At 49.7% G+C, this 23,543-nt stretch carries 18 protein-coding genes; 12 read left to right on the top strand and 6 right to left on the bottom strand.

Annotated features, from left to right (window positions below):
* Positions 1–64: 64 nt before the first annotated feature.
* Complete coding sequence (locus tag ACXAGR_RS08040; protein WP_474849211.1) at positions 65–1,000, bottom strand: AraC family transcriptional regulator; 936 nt, start codon at positions 998–1,000, stop codon at positions 65–67.
* 123 nt (positions 1,001–1,123) lie between these two features.
* Here ACXAGR_RS08040 and ACXAGR_RS08035 point away from each other — a divergent pair, with 123 nt between their 5' ends.
* From ACXAGR_RS08035 to ACXAGR_RS08025, 3 genes are all read left to right on the top strand, one after another.
* Positions 1,124–1,966 (top strand): class I SAM-dependent methyltransferase, encoded by an 843-nt coding sequence (locus ACXAGR_RS08035; protein WP_474849209.1) that lies wholly within the window; start codon positions 1,124–1,126, stop codon positions 1,964–1,966.
* A gap of 318 nt (positions 1,967–2,284) precedes the next feature.
* Positions 2,285–2,872 (top strand): hypothetical protein, encoded by a 588-nt coding sequence (locus tag ACXAGR_RS08030; protein WP_474849207.1) that lies wholly within the window; start codon positions 2,285–2,287, stop codon positions 2,870–2,872.
* Positions 2,873–3,072: 200 nt separating this feature from the next.
* Entirely contained in the window at positions 3,073–5,370 is a 2,298-nt protein-coding gene (locus tag ACXAGR_RS08025; protein WP_474849205.1) for a FepA family TonB-dependent siderophore receptor, read from the top strand.
* 88 nt (positions 5,371–5,458) lie between these two features.
* Here the strand turns inward: ACXAGR_RS08025 and ACXAGR_RS08020 are convergent, their stop codons facing one another.
* Positions 5,459–6,343, bottom strand: coding sequence for a dienelactone hydrolase family protein (locus ACXAGR_RS08020; RefSeq protein WP_474849203.1), 885 nt, complete (start codon positions 6,341–6,343; stop codon positions 5,459–5,461).
* 157 nt (positions 6,344–6,500) lie between these two features.
* Here ACXAGR_RS08020 and ACXAGR_RS08015 point away from each other — a divergent pair, with 157 nt between their 5' ends.
* The 7 genes from ACXAGR_RS08015 to ACXAGR_RS07985 all read left to right on the top strand — a co-directional run bounded on the left by ACXAGR_RS08015 (position 6,501) and on the right by ACXAGR_RS07985 (position 14,971).
* On the top strand, positions 6,501–7,436 hold the full coding sequence (locus tag ACXAGR_RS08015) for a helix-turn-helix transcriptional regulator (RefSeq protein WP_474843941.1): 936 nt from the start codon (positions 6,501–6,503) through the stop codon (positions 7,434–7,436).
* A 296-nt stretch (positions 7,437–7,732) separates the two neighbouring features.
* Positions 7,733–9,778: a TonB-dependent receptor gene (locus ACXAGR_RS08010; RefSeq protein ID WP_474849201.1), complete on the top strand. Its 2,046-nt coding sequence runs from the start codon at positions 7,733–7,735 to the stop codon at positions 9,776–9,778.
* Between the two features lie 75 nt (positions 9,779–9,853).
* Positions 9,854–10,819 carry a Fe2+-enterobactin ABC transporter substrate-binding protein gene (fepB, locus tag ACXAGR_RS08005; RefSeq protein ID WP_474843939.1) on the top strand — a complete coding sequence of 322 codons (966 nt, stop codon included), beginning with the start codon at positions 9,854–9,856 and terminating at the stop codon, positions 10,817–10,819.
* Between the two features lie 41 nt (positions 10,820–10,860).
* Positions 10,861–11,817 (top strand): FecCD family ABC transporter permease, encoded by a 957-nt coding sequence (locus ACXAGR_RS08000; RefSeq protein ID WP_474843938.1) that lies wholly within the window; start codon positions 10,861–10,863, stop codon positions 11,815–11,817.
* Positions 11,814–12,851, top strand: a complete 1,038-nt coding sequence (locus ACXAGR_RS07995; protein WP_474849199.1) for a FecCD family ABC transporter permease — start codon at positions 11,814–11,816, stop codon at positions 12,849–12,851. Before ACXAGR_RS08000 ends, ACXAGR_RS07995 begins: the two co-directional genes overlap by 4 nt.
* Positions 12,851–13,657 carry an ABC transporter ATP-binding protein gene (locus ACXAGR_RS07990; RefSeq protein WP_474843936.1) on the top strand — a complete coding sequence of 269 codons (807 nt, stop codon included), beginning with the start codon at positions 12,851–12,853 and terminating at the stop codon, positions 13,655–13,657. Before ACXAGR_RS07995 ends, ACXAGR_RS07990 begins: the two co-directional genes overlap by 1 nt.
* Positions 13,658–13,669: 12 nt before the next feature.
* Positions 13,670–14,971 (top strand): NtaA/DmoA family FMN-dependent monooxygenase, encoded by a 1,302-nt coding sequence (locus tag ACXAGR_RS07985; protein ID WP_474843935.1) that lies wholly within the window; start codon positions 13,670–13,672, stop codon positions 14,969–14,971.
* A 43-nt stretch (positions 14,972–15,014) separates the two neighbouring features.
* On the opposite strand, the gene ACXAGR_RS07980 is transcribed toward ACXAGR_RS07985, so the two are convergent.
* Together ACXAGR_RS07980 and ACXAGR_RS07975 are read right to left on the bottom strand one after the other, a co-directional pair.
* Entirely contained in the window at positions 15,015–16,511 is a 1,497-nt protein-coding gene (locus ACXAGR_RS07980) for a mannitol dehydrogenase family protein (protein ID WP_474849197.1), read from the bottom strand.
* Positions 16,512–16,513: 2 nt separating this feature from the next.
* A complete protein-coding gene (locus ACXAGR_RS07975) occupies positions 16,514–18,244 on the bottom strand; it encodes a purine-cytosine permease family protein (protein WP_474843933.1) in 1,731 nt (576 codons plus the stop codon).
* 216 nt (positions 18,245–18,460) lie between these two features.
* On the opposite strand from ACXAGR_RS07975, the gene ACXAGR_RS07970 reads away from it, so the two are divergent.
* A complete protein-coding gene (locus ACXAGR_RS07970; protein WP_474843932.1) occupies positions 18,461–19,117 on the top strand; it encodes an HAD family hydrolase in 657 nt (218 codons plus the stop codon).
* An 8-nt stretch (positions 19,118–19,125) separates the two neighbouring features.
* Positions 19,126–20,109: a sugar-binding transcriptional regulator gene (locus ACXAGR_RS07965; protein WP_474849195.1), complete on the top strand. Its 984-nt coding sequence runs from the start codon at positions 19,126–19,128 to the stop codon at positions 20,107–20,109.
* Positions 20,110–20,149: 40 nt separating this feature from the next.
* Here ACXAGR_RS07965 and ACXAGR_RS07960 read toward each other — a convergent pair whose 3' ends face one another.
* The gene (locus ACXAGR_RS07960; protein WP_474849193.1) at positions 20,150–22,291 is read right to left on the bottom strand and encodes a TonB-dependent siderophore receptor; all 2,142 of its coding nucleotides are present in this window, start codon (positions 22,289–22,291) and stop codon (positions 20,150–20,152) included.
* A gap of 274 nt (positions 22,292–22,565) precedes the next feature.
* Positions 22,566–23,519: a cation diffusion facilitator family transporter gene (locus tag ACXAGR_RS07955; protein WP_474849191.1), complete on the bottom strand. Its 954-nt coding sequence runs from the start codon at positions 23,517–23,519 to the stop codon at positions 22,566–22,568.
* Between the last annotated feature and the right edge of the window lie 24 nt (positions 23,520–23,543).

The raw sequence follows: 23,543 nt of genomic DNA, 5'->3' as shown, positions 1-23,543 counted from the left end.
TTATTCCTTGTAATTAACTGCGAATAATTATCAATCCTGTTTTGGTCCCGTATCAACGCAGAGTTCATCCGGGATCTGGCATAGTTGTTCCTGTTTTGGGCAAAAGCTGGATGGAAAATTCGCAGGGAGGGAAGCCGAAGTGTTTACTAAATCTGGTACTGAAATGGTTGTTGCTGTAGCCGACCAGGTAAGCCGTTTCCGAAACACTTCTGCCATCACGAAGAAACTGCAGTGCCTGTTCCATTCTTGTGCGGAATAGTGCTTCTTTGATTGTTATTCCAAAAGCGTCTTTAAAGTGACCACTTAGCGCCCTGGTGCTCATTCCCACGTGGGTAGCTATAGAGGCTATTGTGAGAGGCTTGGAATATTCTTTGTTGATGAGTGTTTTTGCACTGGCGAGCTTGGTCATCAAGTGTGATGGTTTGGGGACATTTTGATTGTTCAGCTCTTTGATAATAAGTGCAATGAGGTTAAGCGCTCTGGCTTGCATCGCGATGTCAAAGCTATTCTGATCGTTCCAGTATTGAGTGCTGCCACATAGTGAGTAAATCAGTTCATGAGCAGATGCAAAGGTATGAAAGCTCAGGTTGTCAGTACTAATTAGTGGCAGCAAACTATTGGTAATAACTTTGGAATCGTAAAGCGTTTTAAAATCAATATGGAGTCCACAGGATAACTGCTCTCCGGATTTAATGTGCGTTTGAAATGGAGCAACACTGTCTTTTGGAACGACTAATAGCGTTAAAACAGGCCCTTTACAATTTTCCTCAATATGGTTCGCGTAACGCGTCTTCAGAGTTGAGATGCCTGCGCCGAGATGGATACCGGGAGGAGGAGACGTAAAATAGTGCTTGTCTTCATCAAGAACATGCCTTGATACCCAAAATTGACCAAGAGATGTATCACAACTATCGAAGTAGCTGTTTGCATTGGCTACTTCGTTATTTATCGCTTCTAAAGCCGGGGTCCTTTTTTGCAATGATGAGTCAAAACGTTCCATTCAGATGCCTTTATGGTTTCAAAAATCCCTGAATTGCATATTAATACAAATGAGATTTATTTGCATTAAGGTGGGTCGTTATTTTATTCTCCTGACGAGCTTTGCAGATGAAGGAAGCACGCTATGAGTAGTTTAAAAGAATCACTGGCATTACAAGGGATCCCTCAAACCATGTTGTGGACATTACACAACCGTGCGACTGAAGCGTTGAGGGAAAACGGGATTATTAAAGACCCGGATGCAGTTTCAATCTATCAAAGTATAGACTTTGATTACAGCAAACACTTCGGACGTCCTGACGGATCTCACGCATTGCGTTCTTTTATTTTTGATGAAGCGCTGAAGCCCTGGTTGAAAAGGTATCCAAAAGGCACAGTCATTGAGTTAGCTTGCGGTCTGGAAACGCAATTTCAAAGGTGCGGGAATGAAAGCACAAACTGGATTTGTGTGGATTTGCCAGAAGCAATATCGGTGAGAAAACTGTTTTTGCCGGAAGAAGGGAACTGCCACTATATCTCATGCAGCGCACTGGATACTGACTGGTTCGATCTAACGCCGTGTGATCAGCCTGTGTTCATCAGCGCACAGGGCTTGTTAATGTACTTTTCCGAAAATGAGGTAAAGACATTGCTCAAGCGAATCAATCTGCACTATGAGAATGTCACTTTCATGTTTGACACAATTCCGCCCTATTTTTCCAGAAAAACTATGTCCGGTTATTGGCGTACAGCGCATTACAAGGCGCCGCCTATGCCTTGGGGAATATCTCGCTGTGACATCGTTTCGACTCTGAGTGACTGGGTTCCGTCAGCTAACCGGATTGATATTATTCCCTATGGATTTATTCACCATCCGCTGGCATTTACTTTAACTTTATTATCCAGGTTGCCGCTTCTGCGGGAAATGCTGCCTTATATCGTCAAACTGGAAAAAGGGACGGATCAAATGAGTAGAAAAAACGATTAGTCACATCTTTTTTTCTAATTGGTAATAATTATCATTTGCATTATTGGTTTTTGCGGTGTATTTTAAAACTGTCCCTATCATAATAATAATGATCACACTTCAGGCATTTGCCCCGGTACAGGGGCCTGTTTTCTTGCCGGATAACCTTAACATTCAGTGGGAGTCGAACGATGGAAGCAATTATCTTTTTGCTGTTGTCTGCGGGCACAGCTGCATCATGTGGTTTACTGGTTCGTTTTTTGGGCCGCTCTGAAACAGAGTAAGCCTCCGCAAACCAGTCAAACATCCAGGCGCTTTACGTGGTATACGGAGAAAGTCATGGCGCTCGTTTTATTATACGACGATGCAAGATCCCGGCGGATCTGCAGTGCATCGGCCGTTGAAATTTCCACCTTCAGGCAATTTCTCAAAACAGAAAAAGTGTTCTACAACAAATCACGGGTCGGTGCGCTTTTGCTTCATCACTATCAGTTTTTGATGGACCTTGCAGCAACACCTGTGCCCAAAGAGCTGTCAGCATGGCTGGAGTCAGATCGTAAGTTACCAGTTATGCATTGCTTGCGGGCAGATATTCAGGATTTATGCGCCTGTTGCCCCTGGGTGTCGGAATGTAATAAACAAGACTGTTCTGCCGCCGATTGTATCGGGAGGTTAATGGCGAGCCAGCTTATTACTGATGTGTACGAAGGTGAACAGCGGCGAATGGATAAGTTTATCGGCGCAGTCATCAGTAAAAGCCGGCGCTTCTTTTATCTGCTACAGAAAAACAGCAGGCAGCAACAAAATTTGCTGTTTGACCTTGTCGATTTGCTGAAACTGAAGGGTAAAGAGGAAGGGGCAGTGGCACACGCCTGCCGGACGACAATAATCAACTACCGCTCTGCATTAAAAACCGCTATCAGCTAGCTTTCCTTAAACGCTGACTGTTTCATGCAGAGTGCGTTTCACCTGTTCTTCGTAAAATTTTCACTCAACTTTGACCCAAATTTCCCTGAAAAGTATTTTGCGGGGTAGAAACACAGCTTCACTTAAGTATAATGCGCTCAATAAAAATAATAAGAATCATTATCATTAATAAAAAGGCCATACTTAAATAGGAATCTCGCATGTTTAAAACAAACCGGAAGTTTGTGTGCACAGCTGTGTCCGCTGCTATCACTTCTCTTTTCTCACTCTCAGCCATCGCACAGGAAGAGCCGGAAACGCTGGATGTCACCGTTGTAAAAGCCGCTGCAGAGGAACTGAAGCAGGCGCAGGGTGTATCCGTTATCACAGAAGAAGACTTCAAGCGCCGTCCGGTCACCAATGATATTTCAGAAATCGTACGTACCATGCCGGGTATTAACCTGACCGGTAACTCGTCTTCAGGTCAGTACGGCAACAAGCGTCAGATTGATATTCGCGGGATGGGGCCCGAGAATACATTGATCCTGATTGACGGTAAGCCGGTGTTGTCACGTAACTCAGTGAAAATGGGACGCTCGGGGGAGCGGAACACCCGTGGTGACAGTAACTGGGTGCCGCCGGAAGCTATTGAAAGTATCGAAGTTATTCGTGGTCCGGCTGCTGCCCGATATGGCTCAGGTGCATCGGGTGGTGTGATTAATATCATCACCAAATCCCCTGAAGTGGCGTCAACCACCGTGTCTTTGCAAACGGAAATTCCGCAAAATGAATATGAAGGCGGTAACTACCGTATCAACGTTGTTAGCAGCGCGCCTTTGTCTGACCGCTTCTCTCACCGCACCATTGTTAACTACAACAAACAGGAAGCGGATGATCCGCAACTGAACCTCGAAGTTACTGATACTTCGACAGGACGTGGTGGCTCGGCTAAAGCGGTTGGTGCAGGTCGTGAAGGTGTGGAGAATATGGATTTCCGTACACTGGTTCGTTTCCAGCAAAGTAAAGAACACCGCTGGGATTTCGAAGGTGCTTTCAGCCGCCAGGGTAATGAATATGCCGGTGATAACGCCTTCCAGGGGATCCGCTACGGCGTAGACGAAAACGACAACCCGATTATCCCTACGGAAGATGAACTTGGCGAAACCGATGCGCTGGCACTGATTGGGGAAGAAACCCTGGTGATGTACCGCCGCACGCTGGGTGTTACCCACACGGGTCAGTACGATTTCGGTGACTCGTTCAGCTATATTCAGTACGAAGGTACAACAAACAGTCGCTTAGGTGAAGGTTCTGCCGGTGGTGGTGAAGGTGCTATCAACAGCCTTGAGAAAACTACGATCAAGTTGTCTAACATTACCGCTAAAACGGAATGGAACGTGCCATTAGAGCTGGAAGGCTTTGCACAAACGGCAACATTCGGTGCAGAATTCCGCGGCGAAACGCTGGATGATGCAGTGAGTAATCAGCTTACTTTAAACGTGGCTGATGAGAGCGAAATTCCCGGGGCTACTGCCGATCCTGAAAGCCGTCCGTCTGAAACCGATGCCACACTGATTGGTGTGTATGTGGAAGATAACATTTTGCTTTCTGATTCCGTGACAGTTACACCGGGTATCCGTTTTGACAATCACAGCGAAGCCGGCACCAATTTATCGCCCAGCCTGAATGCATCCTGGCAGGCAACAAAGAATATTGTTGTACAGGGTGGTATCAGCCGTGCGTTTAAAGCCCCTAACCTCTATCAGCTGAACCCTAACTACGTGTATTACACCCGTGGTAATGGCTGTCCGCTGGACTTCTCAAGCCTGGGGGGCGGCTGTCACATTATCGGTAACCCTGATCTTGAACACGAAACCTCAGTGAACAAAGAAATTGGTATTAACTATACCAACGACGAAGGTGTTAACGCCGGTATCACTTACTTCCACAACGATTACAAGAATCGCATCGGTACCGGTAACGTGGCACCGGAATACATCCTGCCAAGTGAAGAGGGTGGTGAAGCCAATGTTCAGGTTTTCCAGTGGTACAACATTCCTGAAGCCGTAATACGTGGTCTGGAAGGTAACCTGCAGTTTAACCTGACTGACAGTATTCAGTGGTCGACAAACCTTACTGTTATGCTGGAAACGAAAGACAAAGAAACCGGCATACCGCTGTCAATCGTGCCGGACTACACGGTTAATGCCATGCTGACCTGGCAGGCAACAGAGCAGATCCAACTGGTACTGAGTGGTCAGCACTATGGTAAGACTGAAAGTCCGGAACAGAGCCAGACTTCAGGTCAGGCAATTACCGGTGAAGATCGCGATGCCTATACCATTGCTAACCTGAATGCGGTTTATCAGTTTAATGATAATCTGAGCTTCAACCTGTCAGTGAAGAACTTCATTAATACTGAAGTCCGCCGTGAAGGCACACAGGCTTCCAGTGCCGGTGCAAATACCTTTAACGAGCCCGGTCGCAGCTACCTGGTGTCGGCGAACTACACGTTCTGATAATCAGCTGTAAAAAAGCCGGCTGTTCATCAAAACAGCCGGCTTTTTGTTTTTTAATTGCCTCTCATCCTTTGGGCATATTCCTTCCTCAGGCGTGAAGGCCTTTGTCCAGGATCTTCAGCATTCTGTTCCAGGCAGCATCGGCCTGTTCCTCGTTGTACACCTTTGAATCCGGTGGCGTCCAGCCGTGCAGCGTGCCGGGATACACCGCAATGTCTGCCTGCAAATCCGCTTCTTTATAAGCTTCAACGAGTAAAGGTTCCATCTCCGGACTGCGTTGGGCGTCATTTTCTGCGATGGCGTGTAGTGCCTGTGCATTTGAGTCAGCAACGGTGAAATGGGGACTGTCGTCTTCTTTCGTGGCCAGGCCGCCGCCGTGGAAGGTAGCAATCGCGCCCACTTCTTCAGGGAAAGCAGCGGCTGCGTACATCGTAAAGGTGCCGCTCATGCAATAACCCAGCACGCCTTTTGGTGCGCTTGCATCCACCACAGACTGTTCGTTTAAAAAGTCGAAAAAGGCGCGATTGTCAGAGTTGGTATTATCCGGCGTGAGTTTAGCGCGCATGGGTCCTAAAATTTCGCGGGCTTCCGGAGCCGGAAAACTGATGCCATCGGGCAGGGCTGCACCTTTTACATCGCGGTAGAAGGGGTTTACCACCAGCACAGCATATCCGGCGGCAGCCAGACGCTGACCCATTAAATCGTATGACGCGCGGCGACCCATAATGTCCGGCCACATTACCACCGCAGGATGTTTGCCGCTTTTCGGGCTCGCCAACAAACAGTCGGCCACGCCATCAGGTGTGTTCACCATTACCTGCTGCGTTTGTACCTCGCCGGAGGCCATGGCAAATTGAGGAAAGGCGGAAGACAAAGCGCCTAATCCTACGAGTTTACTGAAGTCACGACGGTTTAACTGCCCGCCGTTTTTCTTAAAATCGTGAATGTCGGATTCTGTATGGTTGTCGCACATTGTTTTTATCCTTGTTCGGGGTAAGGGGTAACACATTGCTTAACGAGCATACTATGAATATGCCGGTTTGGGTTCATTCAACACGGTAAATAGTTGCGGTGCAAATGAGTTTTGTTATCATTTGGATAAGGAACGGTTATTACTTCAAGGTCGAAAGGTGCCCGATAATTCATTAGTCCCCTGGCACGTTAATCATCCCCCGCGGGATGTGTGTTTGCGGCCCGGCCTTAATTTTCATTTTGGTGATACCACTGATAAGGAAACCCGCCACTGGCACGGTGAAGTGCATGACCGTTTTCGTTTGATTTTAGTTCTCGACGGCTATCTTGAAATACGGTTCGGGCATAAAACGCTTATACTCGGGAGAGGCAGCGATGCAGAACCCGGCCCCAATATGGCACTGGTTTCTCTGGAAACTACAGAATCGTTTTCCCGTCATGCAATTGCCGGTAACTATTGCCGTCGTTTGAGTATTGGTGTTTCCGGGGAATGGTTAACGCACACGTTTTCCAGCGTGCAGGAAGAGCGTTTGTTGAATAAACGCTGGCGGCATCTGGATGTGGCAGCCTGGCAGGCGTCTGCTTCCAGTTTAATGATGGCAGAGGAAATGCTCGATATCTCTGAAAGGCCACCGGAGCTGGGCGGTATTGTGCGTGAAAGCAGGGCACTGTCACTGCTTCTCGAAGCATTTGGTCAGTGTCATAAAGTGAACGCAGAACATCAGGAGCGCTTTTCCTGCGTGCAAACGCCTGTACCTGAAAAGTGGATGCTATTTCGTGAATGGATCATCTCCCACGCAGCCAGTGCATTAACCATCGACTATTTAGCCGGTCACATGAGCACCACCCCCAGTACGTTACAACGCAAATTCAAAGTCTTTTTTAACGAAACGGTATTTGATTGCATCCACAGCGCCAGACTTGAACTTGGCATGAAGAAGCTGCTTACCGGTTCTCAGCCGATCACCAGTATCGCAATGGATGTGGGTTACGGGTGCAGCGCCAGTTTTTGTACTGCATTCAAGAAGCAATTTGGTATGACGCCTTCTCAGGCCAGAACCCGGCATGCTGCTTCCCTTGTCATGCAACCGTAAATGCGGTTTCAACAAAACAAAATGCCGTTTTAAGTAAAGCGACACGGTCTGCATTAAAGATAATGAGAATCGTTATCAAAACGGTCGATCATGAACGTTGAGTTGTTCACCGTACTGTCGTATATCCGCATAACAATAATTACAACATGTCGTCATCTTTCAGGCGGGCACAGGCTAATGCCTTGCATTTGGCACCCTTGCTTTTGAGACATTGTGCTGCGCAGTTTTTACGACGAATTTCTCTTCATGGTCCCTGATGACTCTAATCACACATTCAAATCAAGGACTAAGTTGTTATGAAGCGCGAACCCGTATTCAAAGTATCACTGCTTGCCATGGCATTAAGTATCGCCAGTGCTGTCTCTGCACAGGAAAATCAGGCTCCGGACAGGGATGCAAAGGACATTGAGAAAATTGTCGTTATTGGTGAAAAAGCCAACCGCAGCCTGAAAGATGCCACCTCTTCTGTGTCAGTTATTTCTGAAGATGCATTAAACGATACGCAGTACAAATCGGTATCGGATGCATTGTCTGAAATTGCCAACGTGGTTATTCCCACTGGTGGCCTGCCGGATATTCGCGGTGTGTCCGGTAACGGTGCAGCCGGTGGCTTCAATTCTATCGCCGGCGGTGCAAAAGGCCGTGTGATGACGTTAATTGACGGTGTAGCGCAACCCTTCGTTGCCGATTTAGGCGGCGACAGCGGTATGTGGGATCTGCAGCAAATTGAAGTCTATCGCGGTCCCCAATCTACCAGTAACGGCCGGAACAGTATAGGTGGTTCTGTGTTCATCAAAACCAAAGATCCTTCACAAGACTGGGAAGGCGCTGCCCGCGTCGGCTACCGAAACCAGGATCAATACATTGATACATCCGGTGTTATTTCGGGCCCGCTGGTTGAAGATACCCTTGCGTTCCGCCTGAGTGTGCAGCATCTCGATGCCGATACCATTACTGATGACACCGGCTACGAAACCAATCCGCCGGACTATGATCTGGATAAAATCAAAACCACCCGTATTCGCGGTAAGTTACTGTGGACGCCCTCAGATGACTTAAGCTTCATGCTCACTCACACTTACAATGATGAGGCGGGAGATACTGGCCGGATTTTTTATGCGCTGGAAAATTTAGATGACCGTGAGCGCATCTACTTCCGTGATATCGAGACTGAAGCGTCTACTACGACGCTTTATACTGACTACACCATCAATGACAACTGGTCTTTCGACATGCTGGTGTCCTACATGGATTACCAGTGGGGCTTCGACAGTTACGAGGCTACCCCCGAGGCTGAACAGCAGCTCGGGTTTGATGAATCCAATATTACTGTTGATGCGAAGATGAACTACGTGTCTGGCAGAAAGGGTATCAGTGGCTTTGTTGGTGTGTACTATTTTGACAGAGATCAGGGCATACTCAGCACCGGTTCTGCTGCCTACACCGGTGATGATGCAAGTGACTCTGTGGCTGTTTACGGTGAAGCTACCTTCCCGTTGAACGACAAGTTTACGCTGATCACCGGCGTCCGTTTAGAGCGTGAAACCCAGGACAGACACTTTGTTTACGGTGCAATCGACGCCATTCTCGATCAGGACACAAATATATTCCTGCCCAAAGTCGCACTGCAGTATGCCTGGACTGATGCCACCACCGTTTCTGCCAGTGCCCGTAAAGGCTATAACGCAGCCGGCGGCGCACTGAATTTCACGGCGCAGGAATACTATTATTTCGACGATGAAAAAGTGAATACCTTCGAGCTGGGCAGCCGCACTCAGTTTGCTGACGGGAAAGGGTATTTCAGCGCTAATGTATTCTACAACGACTACGACGGGTATCAGGCTGTAAGCTCGTCGCGGGTGATTGAGAACCTTCCTCAGGTTGTTACTTACGGTGCAGAATTTGAGCTTCATACTTTACTTACTGAAGATCTGGAACTGAATGCCGGGATTGGTTTGTTGCAGTCGGACATTAAAGACCCCGGTGAAAGTTATGCCACGGTGAAAGGCAACGAGTTAAATAACGCCCCTGAATTTAATGCGACCTTAGGCGCCACATACTGGTTTAATGATAAGTGGAGTACAGGTGCCACCGCCCGCTATATCGGTGAGTACTATGGTGATTTCACCAATACAGCAGAGCGCGTTGCCGGCGATTACACGCTGGTAAGAGTTAACGCTAATTACACCGCAGATAACTGGCTCATTACTGCTTACATTGACAACCTTTTCGATGAGACAGCGCTGGTCAGTCAGGAACCGGTAAGTGCCCGTTATCCTGCCGGCTTTGCTTCTATTGCTGATCCCTGCAATGTGGGTGTATCGGTCACTTATCGTTTCTAAACCTCTGATGCGTGAGCCTTTCGGGCTCATGCATTTTTTTATGTGTTGTAAACCGTACTTTCTCCGGAAATGATCATGATAAAAATGCAGCACTGGCGGCGACGCTTTGTGTACATAACCTGCTTATGGTTAAGCGTTGTTTACGCCTGCTCCGTTTATGCCGGCGCGGAGCAAGCTGATGCCTGGCCAAAGACGCTGGTAAACAGTGATGGAAGCCGGGTTGTTATTCCCGCCAGGCCTGAAAGGATTTTGTCTACCACAGTAACCGTTACCGGTACATTGTTGGCGATTGATGCGCCGGTTGTCGCCAGTGCATCGGCGACAACCAATGCCTATTTTGCGCAGTGGCAGGAGGTGGCGAAAGTAAAAGAGGTCACCAATGTATGGCCAGCAGGGCGTATCAATCTGGAGGCTGCTTATGCCGTCCGGCCCGACCTCATCATTGTCTCTGCAGGAGGCGCCGATTCGGCCATGGCCCATGTGGAGATGCTTCGTGCCATCGCACCGGTGCTCATTGTGGATTATGCCGTGACTGACTGGCAGGGTCTGGCAACAACATTAGGCCGGGCTCTGGGGCTTGAGCAATCCGCGCAGCAACGTATTACATCATTTAATCAGTATGTTGAAAACGTTCGTCAGCATATTCATCTGCCAGAGGGAAAGGTGAATATTGTCAGTTACAACGGGCCCGGCATTATCAATCCTGTTGGTACGGCAACCGGTACCCACGGTAAGTTATTACGGGCGCTTGGATTCGATGTTGTTACACCACCTGGCATCATGAAGGGTAGCCCCGAAGATGCGGGCGATTTTATTCGCAGCGAGTATGAGCAACTTATCAGATTGAACGCAGCCTCTGTTTTTTTACTGCGTCGCCGCGTTGATGATGTAAACGGACTGCTCAATGACCCGGTATTACAAAACTTACCGGCAGTGAAAAACAAACAAGTGTGGGGTATGGGAGAAAACTCATTCCGCATGGACTTTTACAGCGCCACCGAGACGGTGGATATCATTGCAAACTTGTTTTCTTCCCCATGAAGGTGTATTCGCGACACTTTGATTTACCATGTTTGATTATTGTGCTTGCAGTGCTGCTTTTTGCCAGTGTCGCCATTGGCCCGGAGGTGCTTCCACTGCATGAGACAATATCGGCATTTACTCAGTTCGATGCATCAAACACGGCGCATTTGCTGGTACGGGAATTACGTGTTCCCCGCACACTCGTCACTTTCTTTTGTGGCAGTGCACTGGCTATTGCCGGACTCATCATGCAAAGCATGACACGAAACCCCATTGCTGAACCGGGTCTTTTAGGTGTTAATGCCGGCGCGAGTCTGGCTGTTATTGTCACCATTGCATTTTTCGGGGCTGAAACGGCATTCGTCAAAATGCTTGCCGGTGCGGCAGGGGCTGCGCTTTGCTCTTTGCTGGTGGTAAAGCTGGGTACCGGACCATATCGTTTCTCGCAGGATAAATTAGTGCTGGCCGGCGTGGCATTTTCGGCAGTGTGCCTGGCGGCAGGGCAGTTAGTGATTGCGTCTGCCGATCTCTCCGTGTTTGAGCAATACCGGCACTGGATGGTAGGGGCAACGGCAGGCAAAGGGTTTGATGTACTCTGGCCGTTAATGGGGTGCTGGCTGGTGGCACTTGTGCTGGCTTTGTATATTGCTCCCGGCATTGATGTGCTTATGCTGGGTAACCATCTGGCGACGGCATTAGGCGTAAATGAAAAGTGGCTCAGCCGTGGCTGCTTGACGGTCATCACGTTACTGGCCGGCGCGTCTACAGCGGCGGCGGGCCCGATACTCTTTACCGGCTTAGTTGTGCCTTTTTTGTGCCGTTGTATTGCACCTGTTACCCACCGGCGGCAGCTACTGCTATGCGCGGTTATCGGCGGGGAAGTGTTGTTGCTCGCCGATGTGTCGGGCCGTGTTGTGGCTGCACCGGGTGAGGTCAGTACCGGCATCATGATGGCTATTCTTGGCGGTCCGGTATTTATTGCACTTGCCAGAAATGTGCGGGGGGCAACCTCATGACGGCCCCGTTTTTACTGCGCGCCGGATCATTTTCTTTCTTCGTTTACCAGCGTGTTCTGCTGGTGCAGTGTCTGCTGTTCTTCTTACTCGCTGCTCTTTGTCTTCATGGCCTGATGTCTGGCAGCAATCTGCTCACATGGCAGGATGTAACGGGGTGGATGGCTGGCAATGGTCTCGCGCCGTTGCCCGCTAAAATTCTTATCGATATCAGGTTACCCGTTGTCCTTACCGCCCTGGGTGTAGGTGGTTGCTTAGGAGCTGCCGGTGCGGTCTTTCAGTCTGTTTCAAGAAACTCCTTAGGCTCTCCTGATATTTTAGGCTTTACGTCCGGAGCTGCGACAGGGGCTGTTTATCACCTGGTGTTTATCAGTCAGTCACCCGCCGGTGTAGCGGGCTTTGCTTTTCTGGGGGGCTGCTTTACTGCGCTGGTGATTTATCTGTTCGCCATTAAAGGACAGGTGCTGCAAACGGGAAGGCTTGTTTTAGTGGGCATTGGCACAGGTGCAACGCTTACCGCGTTTACCGGATTATTGCTGGTAAAAGGGGATATTGATAACGCGATGCTGGCCAATTTGTGGCTGCTGGGCAGTCTGGATGGCAGGCAATGGGGGCATGTATTCACCGTTATGGCCGGGCTTTTCACTGGCTTGCCGGTGTTGATGTTGCTGGCGAAATCTTTGCGTTTAACGGAAATGGGCGATGCGGTGGCATTTGGCTTAGGAGTTAATGTGCAACTAAGCCGTCATGCCGGTCTGGCTATTTCTGTGCTGATGATTTCTCTGGCTACCGCTGCCGCCGGCCCGATGGCGTTTATTGCCTTAGGTGCGCCCCATATTGCCAGGGCGCTTACCGGTCTTTCCTTACCGCTATTCACCAGCTCACTCTGCGGGGCGGTTTTACTGCTGACTGCGAACAGAGTAAGCGCCGTATTGCCTTTAGCCAGCCAGTTACCGGCAGGCAGAGTCACCGCGATACTCGGCGGCGTATATCTCATTGTGCTATTGCTCAGACAACATAAAAAAGGGGCGTTTTGATGTCGACTCTTCCTGAACCACATACATTTTCCGCGGCAGCGCTTGCTGCAAAATCGCTGAGCTTCAGCTATGTGAAAAGCACCATTATTCATGATGTGTCGGTGCAGTTTCCTGCCGGCAAAATCAGCGTGATTATAGGGCCAAACGGATGCGGTAAATCAACGCTCTTACACTTACTTGCGGGCCTGTACCGGCCTTCTTCAGGTGAGGTTTCGTTGCAGGGGCAGCCGCTGTCATCATTCACCCCGAAAAGCCGTGCAAAACAACTGAGTTTATTACCACAAACCAATGTTTCCCCTGAGGGCATGACGGTAAAAGGGCTGATTTCACGGGGACGGTATGCCTGGCAAACACTCTTCAGCCAGTGGCATGAAGATGATGAAAAAGCGGTTAATGATGCACTTTTGCAAACCGGATTGAGTGACCTGGCAGACCGGGAAATCGCTACTTTGTCCGGCGGTCAGCGTCAACGCGCCTGGATCGGACTGGTACTGGCCCAACAAACGCCGCTGATTTTGCTTGATGAACCCACAACATTTTTAGATATCGGTCATCAAATCGACGTGCTGAATGTGTGCGAAAAGCGCAACCGGGAAGATGGCACAACCATCGTAATGGTGCTGCATGACATCAATCTTGCGGCACGGTATGCCCATCACATTGTTGCGATGAAGGACGGAGAGATAGTGGCAAGCGGCGCACCTGCATCAGTATGTACGTCAGGCAACATGCAGCTATTGTTCGGCATAGATGCGCTTGTGATGGAAGATCCCGTTCATTATTCCCCTTTAATTTTACCCCGCTAAAAGGATGCCCGCATGACCCGTCACAACAGGACTTTACTCACCGGTATGTCACTGGCCGTTACTTGGATGTCAGGCAATGCCTGGCGCAGGCCAGACAGTGAAGTGGAAAGGCTGTATGACCCGCTTTATTACACAGGGCTGGCGCAACTCGCCGAATCTGCCTGCATGGACTTTGTTTTCAGGCCGGACTCTTTGTTTATTGACCCGTCAGCGCTGGCCAGCTCGGTGGGCTTTAGCGGACTGGATCCGACTCTTCTGCTCACCGCAGTAGCCATGGGCACATCAAAAATTGGTTTGCTGACCACGGCATCGACAACATTTCATTCTCCCTATGTTATCGCCCGGCAACTCCAGTCGTTACATCATATCAGCGGCGGGCGGGCAGGGTGGAACGTGGTTACCGCACTCGACGGACACGAGAACTTTGGTCTGCCGGCCATGCCCGGTACAGAAAGCCGATATGAAAGAGCGGATGAATTTGTATCAGCGGTGCAGCAGTTATGGCACAGCTTTCCGCCCCGGGCGCTGCTCCATGATAAAGAAGTCGGGCGCTATGCCGAACCGTCGCAAATTAAGGCAATCAATTTTGAGGGTAAACAGTTGGCATGCAAAGGTCCTCTGACGTTAAGCGGTCACAGTGCCGGAGACGTGCCCTTATTTCAGGCCGGGGCATCGGAAACCGGGAAAAACTTCGCCGCTAAAATCGCCAGAGGAGTATTTGCTGCAACGCCGGATATGAACAGTGCGAAAGCGTTACGGGCAGATCTACGGCAGCGGGCTGAGGAGGCCGGAAGACAGGCTGATGACATCCGGATTTTGCCGGGGTTATCGCTGTTTCTAGCCGGTTCATACGAAGAAGCGCTGAAGCTGTTTCGCGAAACCAGGGACAACACGCTCACCCACCGCCACCATCAACTGGTGGCCTCTTCGTTGGGTTTAGAGGTCGGCGAACTCCTCAGCATGACAGTTCTGGATGAGTCCGTATTGCAACCCGTGAGACAGGTAAGAAGCAAAACTCACAGTGAGTTAATCCGCAACGTGGTAAAAAACGGGCCGGTTACGCTCGAAGCTCTTATGGCAAGACCGGAGGTAGCAGGCTCAGGCCACTGGATCATTATCGGTACAGCGCAGCAGGCTGCAGATGAAATTGAAACATGGTTCAACAGCGGAGCCATTGATGGCTTTATCGCATTGCCCGGCGGGAGCCGGAATTGCTTCGAAAGAGTGTGCAGCGAGCTCATGCCGGCGCTACAGAAAAAGGGGCTGGTAAAAAAACAATACCATGGCAGCACGTTTGAGAGTCATTTGGCGTGAAGTTTGGCCTGGTGCTATGGGCAGCGTAGCACCGGGCCCTATCTTAGCTGAAATGGTTGTTTGTCTTCTCAATCAGCGCCTGAACCGGTTCACCGTTAAACAGTGAACTGACATACTGCAAATAAGGGTCCGCGAAAGCGGGCTCTTTTGCCAGATTTCCAAAGATACCGCTTAATCCGATAAATGCTCTGGCCTGACTTTCAGAGCCTCCGGCAACGCTTTGAAGGATTTCTGCGTGATCATCAATCACCTCTAAAGCTGTTCCCTGCTGTGTTGCACGGTAGTAGCTGTAATAGCACCAGGCTGCAATAACCAGTGCCGCGCATTCTGTTTGTCCTTTTTGCTCTACGTTTTCCTTAATCGTGGGTACCAGAAAGGTAGATATTTTAGATGCGCTCTGGGAACAAATCCGCGTAAGGCTATCTTTAATAAAAGGATTTGCAAAGCGGGCGATCAGAGTGTTCTTATATTCATCCAGATTAATTCCTGCTACCGGCGAAAGCACCGGTGTGGCTTCCGTGTCCATGAAGCGACGGACAAAAGAGGAAAACGCAGGGTGAGCGACAGTTTCATCAATCGTAGAAAAGCCATGTAGTGATCCAAGGATACCCAATACCGTGTGGCCGGCGTTCAGTAGCCTGATTTTCATGGTTTCATAAGGCGTTACATCTTCCACAAACTGAGCGCCTGTTTTCTCCCAGCCGGGACGGCCGTCAGAGAAGTGCTCTTCAATCACCCACTGATGAAACGGTTCGCAGGTTACAGGCCACTCATCAATCAGACCCAGCGCTGCTACCTGAGCAATATCATCTTCTGTGGTGACAGGCGTAATGCGGTCAACCATGGCATTGGGAAAAGCGACATTCTCTGACACCCAGTCTGCCATTTCTTCATCGTAAGACCTGATATAGCTGGTCAGCATTTTTCGTGTTACATCACCATTGTGCTGAATATTGTCACAGGACTGCACAGTAAACGGAGCAAGTCCGGATGCCCGGCGCTGTTTCAGAGCGCTGGCAAGATAGCCGAATACCATCCTGGGTGAATCAGGATTGGCCAGATCATGTTGTACATCAGCATGGGAAAAATCGAATTCGCCGGTAGAGGGGATAAAGTTGTATCCACCTTCGGTAATCGTAAGTGAGACTATTTTCGTGTCCGGACTGGCCATTTTATCAATAACGGCCTGCGGGTTTTCATTTGCCATCAGAAAACCGGTCAAACACCCGATGACCTGTAAAGATGCGCAACCTTCCGGATCTTTCACTAATAAGGAATATAAATAGTCCTGCTTCTTAAGCACATCACGGATTTTACTGTCACCTTCTCTCAGGCCGATACCACAGATCCCCCAGTTCGTATTGCCACTTTTGCCCATGAATTGATCGGTATAAAAAGCCTGATGAGCGCGATGGAAACCACCGACCCCTACATGAACAATGCCCGTGCGTAATGCAGCCCTGTCATAGGCAGGACGAAGAATGTGGGGCGGCAATGAAGAGAGAGCCGCATTGTTAAGATTTACAGGTTGAACAGACATAGTTATTCCACAGATGAAGAAAGAGAAGTGCGCTGCCGGCGTTTCATTGCCCAGTAAGCAGAAGCGAAGTAGGCCAGAGTGCAGGCAAATCCGGCATTGAAAAACAGAGTACGGTTGGTAACGTATTGCTCCATTCCGGCTGAGAAAAACATGGTATAGCCGGCAAGCAGTACCGTGATTAGCAGGCTTCCCCGGGCAAGCACAGTGAGGACATTCGTGAAGAGCGAATTATCGTCTTGCTGTACAGGCAGTTGTTCGGCTTGTTTTGCCTGAAAGGTTTCGACCTGCTCATCGTAGGTGCGTAAGTCTGCTTCTTCCTGCGGGTATTTTTCTGCTGCACCATGACGTTTCGCCATTGCCGTGTAGAGCAAGATGGTAAAAATCCAGGTCGGCAAAAACAGATAATAGAAAGAGATAACATCTAGCGCGTTAAGTCCGAAACCGAATACCAGACCTGCTGCCCAGGCGGTAACAGCGGGTTTACTGTGGGTTATTTTTCTGTAGTGTGCCCAGTAGCGTGTCAAACCCAGGCGGGGAAAGACAAAATGCTCGGCAAACACAATGCCGCCGACCGGCACCACTAACAAACCTGCGTAAGTTAACAGCGGAAGTAATTTGGTGAAAACAAACGGGAAACAGGCAATGACGACAGTGACTATTCCTACCATAAAAGTGGTTTTATTCCGGGAGTGATTGCTAAAAATCGCCTGGGCAGCCAGGCCTGCTCTGTAAAGGTTGGCATTCGCTGTTGTCCATCCGGCTACGATAACAATCACCAGACCTGACAAGCCCAATGCATGAAATGCGACGTCTCCCGGGTCCAGCTCTGTGATTGATTTTTGTACCAGTACCGCTGTACCAGCGCCCATGATACCGGCTGAAATCCAGGCGATATAATGACCGAATAACATGCCCGCCGAGGTGCACAGACCGTAGCTCCGCTTTTTTGCATAGCGCAACAGTGCCATATCGATTAAGCCGAAATGCGTTATCGTATTGGCTGCCCATGAAAACCCGATAACTTCCATCAGGCCTATGCCGGGATTGCCGTTGGCATCGAGTCCTGTCCATACTGAAATGCTGCCGATGTGCATGAATTCAGCCCAGTCTGATACCCGCGTATCACCGGTAACGGCATTGGCCAGTTCCGGCATGAGGACGAGCGGTCCGCTGATAAACATGACAAAAAGCCAGGGGGCACAGATCCCTGAAAAATTGGATACTGCGTTGAATCCATACATGGCGACCAGCACTACGATGATTCCCACAGCCAGAACAACAAGAACGAACCACGGGTTAGTGGGATACCAGTTAAGTTGGGCCGGTATATTCAGAGCAAAACGTACTGCTGTTGCAGAAACCGTAATCATAGCTGCTGAAATGACAGTAAAAATAATCACGTTTGCCCAGTTATAGAGTCTGGTCATAGAGTCGCCGGCGATCTTTTGCAGGTATGTATACAAGCTGAGCCGGGTTTCCACTGCTATCGGCGTGGTGATGAATGTCCAGCTGAGTACAGCCAGAATATTGCCTATCAACAGACCGATAAGGATATCTGTCATTGAGGCACCCAGAGCAACAAAGGTTGCGCCGAATACGAATTCAGAGGCTGCAACATGTTCACCGGCATACAAGCCGAGAAAATGTCGCCAGCCTTTCAGACTATGTTTTGCAACCGGAAGCTGTTCTTCTTCCAGTTGATGTAGATTTACTTCGTTACTGCTTCTGGTCATAGACAAAGTCGCCGCATTATATATTTTTGGCAAATGCCAACTGTGTGGGCATATTCCCAGATTGTACTGATTAAGTCAACATGTCGTTAACAAAGGGGGCTGTCTTACATACGATTTTTTTGCTATTCCGTAACCTGCAGGTTACAACGTAGTGCGCGCAGCGTGTGTGCAGATGAAACATACTACCGGTTAGAAAGCTGTTACGAAGGAGGTGCTGTGGCAAGTATTTCAATGGTGATCTTTGATTGTGACGGAGTGCTCATCGACAGCGAAGTCCTGAGCATGCAAGTGTGGCAGCAATTGCTTGCAAAGCAGAATATCTCACTGGAGACAGCGTTTTTTCAGCAGCACTTTCTGGGGCGCAGCTTCGGCCATGTAAAAGATATGCTGGCGGAGCAGTTCCAGTTAACCGTGACAGAACAAATCAAGGCTGATTTTGATGAGAAGCTGAAAATTGCGTTCACTGAGCGTCTGCAACCGGTGAGCGGTGTGGAAACAGTGTTGTCAAATTTATCAGTACCTTATGCACTGGCGACCAGCAGCAGCCGGACGCGGACGGCTGTGGCGTTGGCAGCGACAGGGCTTAACCGGTACTTCAGCGAACCTCAGATTTTTACTGCCGGAGACGTTGCACGGGGCAAGCCTGCACCGGACTTATTTTTACATGTAGCGGCCAGTGCCGGTCAGGCTCCCGCGCATTGTCTGGTCATTGAGGATTCTGCTCCGGGATTACAAGCTGCGGTTTCGGCCGGCATGCACTGGCGGCATTTCACCGGCGGCAGTCACTTGCAACAAACCGATGGTAAACCATCTGAGACGCTGGCAAACTGGCACGATTTTAAAGCTCAGTTCCCGGAACTGATTAAAGATTAGAGGCGCCCATGTCATCTACTTTATCTGCAGCTCAACAAAAATACGAAGATGCTGCCAGAGCTGGCTGGCTCTATTATGTCGCCGGAAAAACACAGGATGAAATAGCCAGACAGTTACATACATCCAGACAATCCGCTCAGCGGCTTGTCGCGCTTGCTGTGTCAGAGGGATTGATCAAGGTACGTCTCCAGCACCCTGTGAAGCGGTGTATGGAACTGGCAAGTCAGTTGAAAGAGGTTTTCGGGTTACACCAGTGCGAAGTTGTGCCCAGTGATGCGGATAATCCGCACTCAACAGCAGGTCTGGCTCAGGCAGGCGCAGCCGAACTGGAACGGTATCTTAAAGGTCAGCACCCGAGAACTGTCGCTCTTGGTACCGGAAGAATTCTGCGGGCCTGCGCCGACGAGTTAACAGTACTGCAATGCCCTCAGCACAACATTGTTTCGCTGGTGGGCAATATTGCACATGATGGATCTGCCAGCCGTTATGATGTCGCCGTGCACGTCGCAGAACGGGCAGGAGCCAGACACTTTCCCATGCCATTGCCGGTTATTGCGCCCTCTGAGGAGGACAAGCAGCAATGGCATAATTTGCCCCATGTCAGTAATGTCAGAGCGCTGGCATTAAAAGCTGACGTTGCTTTCGTCGGGATAGGTCATTTGGGGACCGTGTCACCGCTACATATCGACGGGTTTATAGCAAAGGACACGCTTGATAATCTGGAAACTGCCGGTGCGGCAGGTGAAATGATAAGCTGGATATTTGATGGTCAGGGGCAATTAATCGACAGTCCTATTAACCGGTGTGTCACCAGTATGTCGCTGCAGGATCTCGCCGGAACCACCATTATTGGCATTGCGGCCGGAGAAGAAAAAATCGCAGCCATAAACGGCGCGTTAAAATCAGGGCTGCTAAACGGTCTCATCACAAACGAATATACCGCTACCCGATTATTAGAAAACAGTTCTCAGCAGAGCCAGTCAGCAGAATAAATAAAACGCCCGGCATGTGCCGGGCGTATCTGTCCTGTTATCAGAACGAGTAGTTAAATCTCACTTGTGTGAAACGCGGTTGACCATACTGGATTTGCGCGTTGCTTGAGATGTAGTTGTAGTACTCTTCGTCAAACAGATTGTTTACGTTAAGCTGAACGTCGACCCGGTCGCTGAAGCTGTATTTTGCCATCAGGTTTGTAATGGCAACGGCTTCCTGGGTAACACCGCTTTGCGACACTTCGTCCATCCAGTTCACACCACCACCAATGGTGAGGCCCGGCATGCTGTCGATAAAGTTGTAGGTAGTGAACAGTTTGAACTGCTTACGGGGATAGCTTGGGTTAACGTCGTTACCTTCCGCATCTTCGGCTTCAAACTGTGACCAGCCCACATTGATGTTCCAGCCATCCACGGGCTGACCCACCACTTCCACTTCAAAACCGGTACTTTCAGTACCCTGTGCTTCCCGCTGGGCAATGGTGGCCGGCGAGTCAGGAACATAATAAGGCGTACCGTCTTCAGCGATGTCGTCCTGAGCCAGGTTATCCTGATCAATTTTAAATACCGAGATAGCCGTGTTTAAACGCTCGTCAAGGAAACGGCTCTTCAGACCCATTTCATAGGTAACGCCCTGCAGGGAATCCAGGTATTCACCGTAACGGTTTACCGCATTCTGAGGCTGGAAAATATCGGTGTAGCTTGCGTAAACGCGGTGCTGCTCTGTTACGTCATACAACAGGCCGGCGTAAGGAATAAATACACCTGTTTCACCAAAATCTGTAGGTGTGCCGTAGCTGTTACCGGAACGTTCCCAACTGGCAATCCGTCCACCGGCAATCACTTTTAACTGCTCTGTCAGGTTAAGACGGGTGGCAGCGTAAAAGCCTTTCTGTTCGGTATCCATGTCCTGAGCAACGGTGTCCGGCGCGTCAGTCCATACCGGCTCGCTCCACGCATTGCCCCAGGTGTAGAAATCAGAGATGGCAAGAGGGTCGCTGCTCACAACAGAGTAGGTTTCAGCGATGGCAGACTGGTCACTGTACAAACCGCCAATAACGAATTCATGCATGGTATCAAACAGCTTGTAGTCACCCTTTAACTGAATATCCAGGCTGTCCAGTGAGCTTTCGCCCTCCGCACGGTAAGGCCATGCAATAAGGCCTGCCCCGGTTTCTTTATCCAGTGAGCCGTACACGTACAGCAATCTGACATCCGGCTTCTTGTAATCCATGCGGTTATAGTTAACACGCAGTTCCCAGCCGTTGTTAAAGGTGTGCTCTACGTTGGCAAAGATGTTGGTGTTTTTCGTTTCCCAGCGGGTCCAGTCAGCAGACGTGGTGGTTGATACGTCCCAGTCTGTCGGCGTGCCGTCACTGTATAAACCTACCAGACCACCCCAGAAGTTACCTTTTGGTACGTTATTCTGGTAGCTCATGCCTACGCGCACCAGCGTTCTGTCGGTGATATCACCTTCAACAACGCCGTAGAGCACGGTAGATTCATTGGTGAAGATGTCCAGGTACGATTCACTGTCTTCATACTTGGCCACTACACGGCCACGAATAGTGCCTTCGTCATTCAGTCCGGTTGATACGTCTGCCATGACTTCAAAATTGTTCCATGTGCCCAGTGCAAAGCTCACGTCACCCGCTAAATCAGTGCTGTCTGCATGTTTGCGCACCAGGTTTATAGAACCGGAAGGATCGCCCACACCGGTTAGCAGGCCGGTAGAACCGCGTACAAATTCAACCCGCTCAAAAATCGCCACATCTGCGACAGTTTCACCGGAATCCGCCGCCAGACTCCAGGGTAACGGTACGCCGTCAATCTGGTAAGTGGTGATATCGAAACCACGGGACTGCAGGGTGTTCCGCACATTATCCAACATGCGGAAAGACACACCTGTTGTGTTTTGTACTACGTCAATGACGGTATCCAGCGCCTGGTCACGAATACGCTCTTTAGTGATAACGCTCACTGATTGCGGCGTTTCCTGCAGCGTCAGGCCCAGACCTGTGGCCGTATCGATTCGTTCTGTTACGGTATATTTACCGGTCACTTCAACGTGTTCCAGGGTGTCATCGGAAGGAGCAGCTTCCTGCGCCATCGCCAGAGCGGGAGTGAGTGACAGCATTACAGCCGTTGCCACGGGGGCTAAGCGGTTTTCAGGTGTTTTCATAATGTCTCCAAAGTGTTGTAGTTATTTCCGGGCTTTGCGCCTCTGATTATTTTATATGTAAAGGGCTACCAGTAATGCGCCAACGGTCATTTCGTAGCACCAGTAAACGATGCCCTCAGCAATCTGTCTCTGAAGCGTGAAAACATAATCTTAATACTTGGTTTTAGAAGAGTGACTACCGTGGATCGCCAGAGGCAGCAAGTATGAAAGCGCCTAATTCTATCTTAAGTTAAATCCAAATGATAATTGTTTTTATTTTCGTGATGTGTCCTGATCACTGTGAACCGGACGCCGGATAATCCTCTACATCCTCGATGACCCTGCGTTCAAGTCTGGCTTCGCCCTCGGGATCAGCATGAATAATTACGTCGGCGTCGGTAAATGCATCTTCTATCTGCAATTCAACTTCATCGGTGATGTCGTGGGCTTCGCGGAAAGACAGCCCGGCATCAAGCTGAATGTCGAGCTGTATAAAGCTCTTATCACCGGCGCGGCGGGTTCGCAAAGCGTGGTAGCTCAGAACATTGGGATTGGCTTCAAGAATTTGTTTTATGGTTTCTTTATCTTCGGCAGGCAACTCTTCGTCCATGAGTTGGGGAATGGCTATTTTTGTTACCTGCCAGGCGGAATGTGTGAGAACTAATCCCATTGTCAAACCGGCCACGGCATCCAGTCTTGGAATATCGTAGTAACTACCTGTGAATACTGCCAGCAGCGCACCGGTAATAGCAAAGATGTCGCCAATGTAATGAGCCCGGTCAGACTGAATGATTAATGAACGGGTTCGCTTTAATGCCAGCGTCTGGAATGATACCAGCAGAATGGTTGCAATCAGCGAAAACAGAAGTACGCCAACCGCAATGTCAGGTCGGGTAACCGGTTCCGGATCCACAAGATGATGCACCGACTCCCACAATACCAGCGATGCCGAAGCACTTATCAGGGCGACCTGGCCAAGAGCGAATAACGCTTCTGCTTTATGGTGTCCGAATTTGTGATTGGTATCAGGTTGAAGGGCGGCATATGAGGCCACACCTGCGGCTGCAACACTGACCAGTAAATCGATACCACTGTCGGCAAGTGAGCCGAGAATGGCAGCAGAACCAGTGATAAACCAGCCGCCGATTTTTAGCAGGCAGAGCAGGGAAGCCACGCACACCGCCGCACCTGTTGCTACTTTCACCCATCTGCTGCGTTCATTGCGGCATTCACTTGTGTTTGCATTCATGGGATTTTCTTCTGCGACAGAGTA

This window comes from Alteromonas sp. ABH4_457, assembly GCF_056160625.1.
This window is presented reverse-complemented; position numbering and strand designations above follow the sequence as displayed.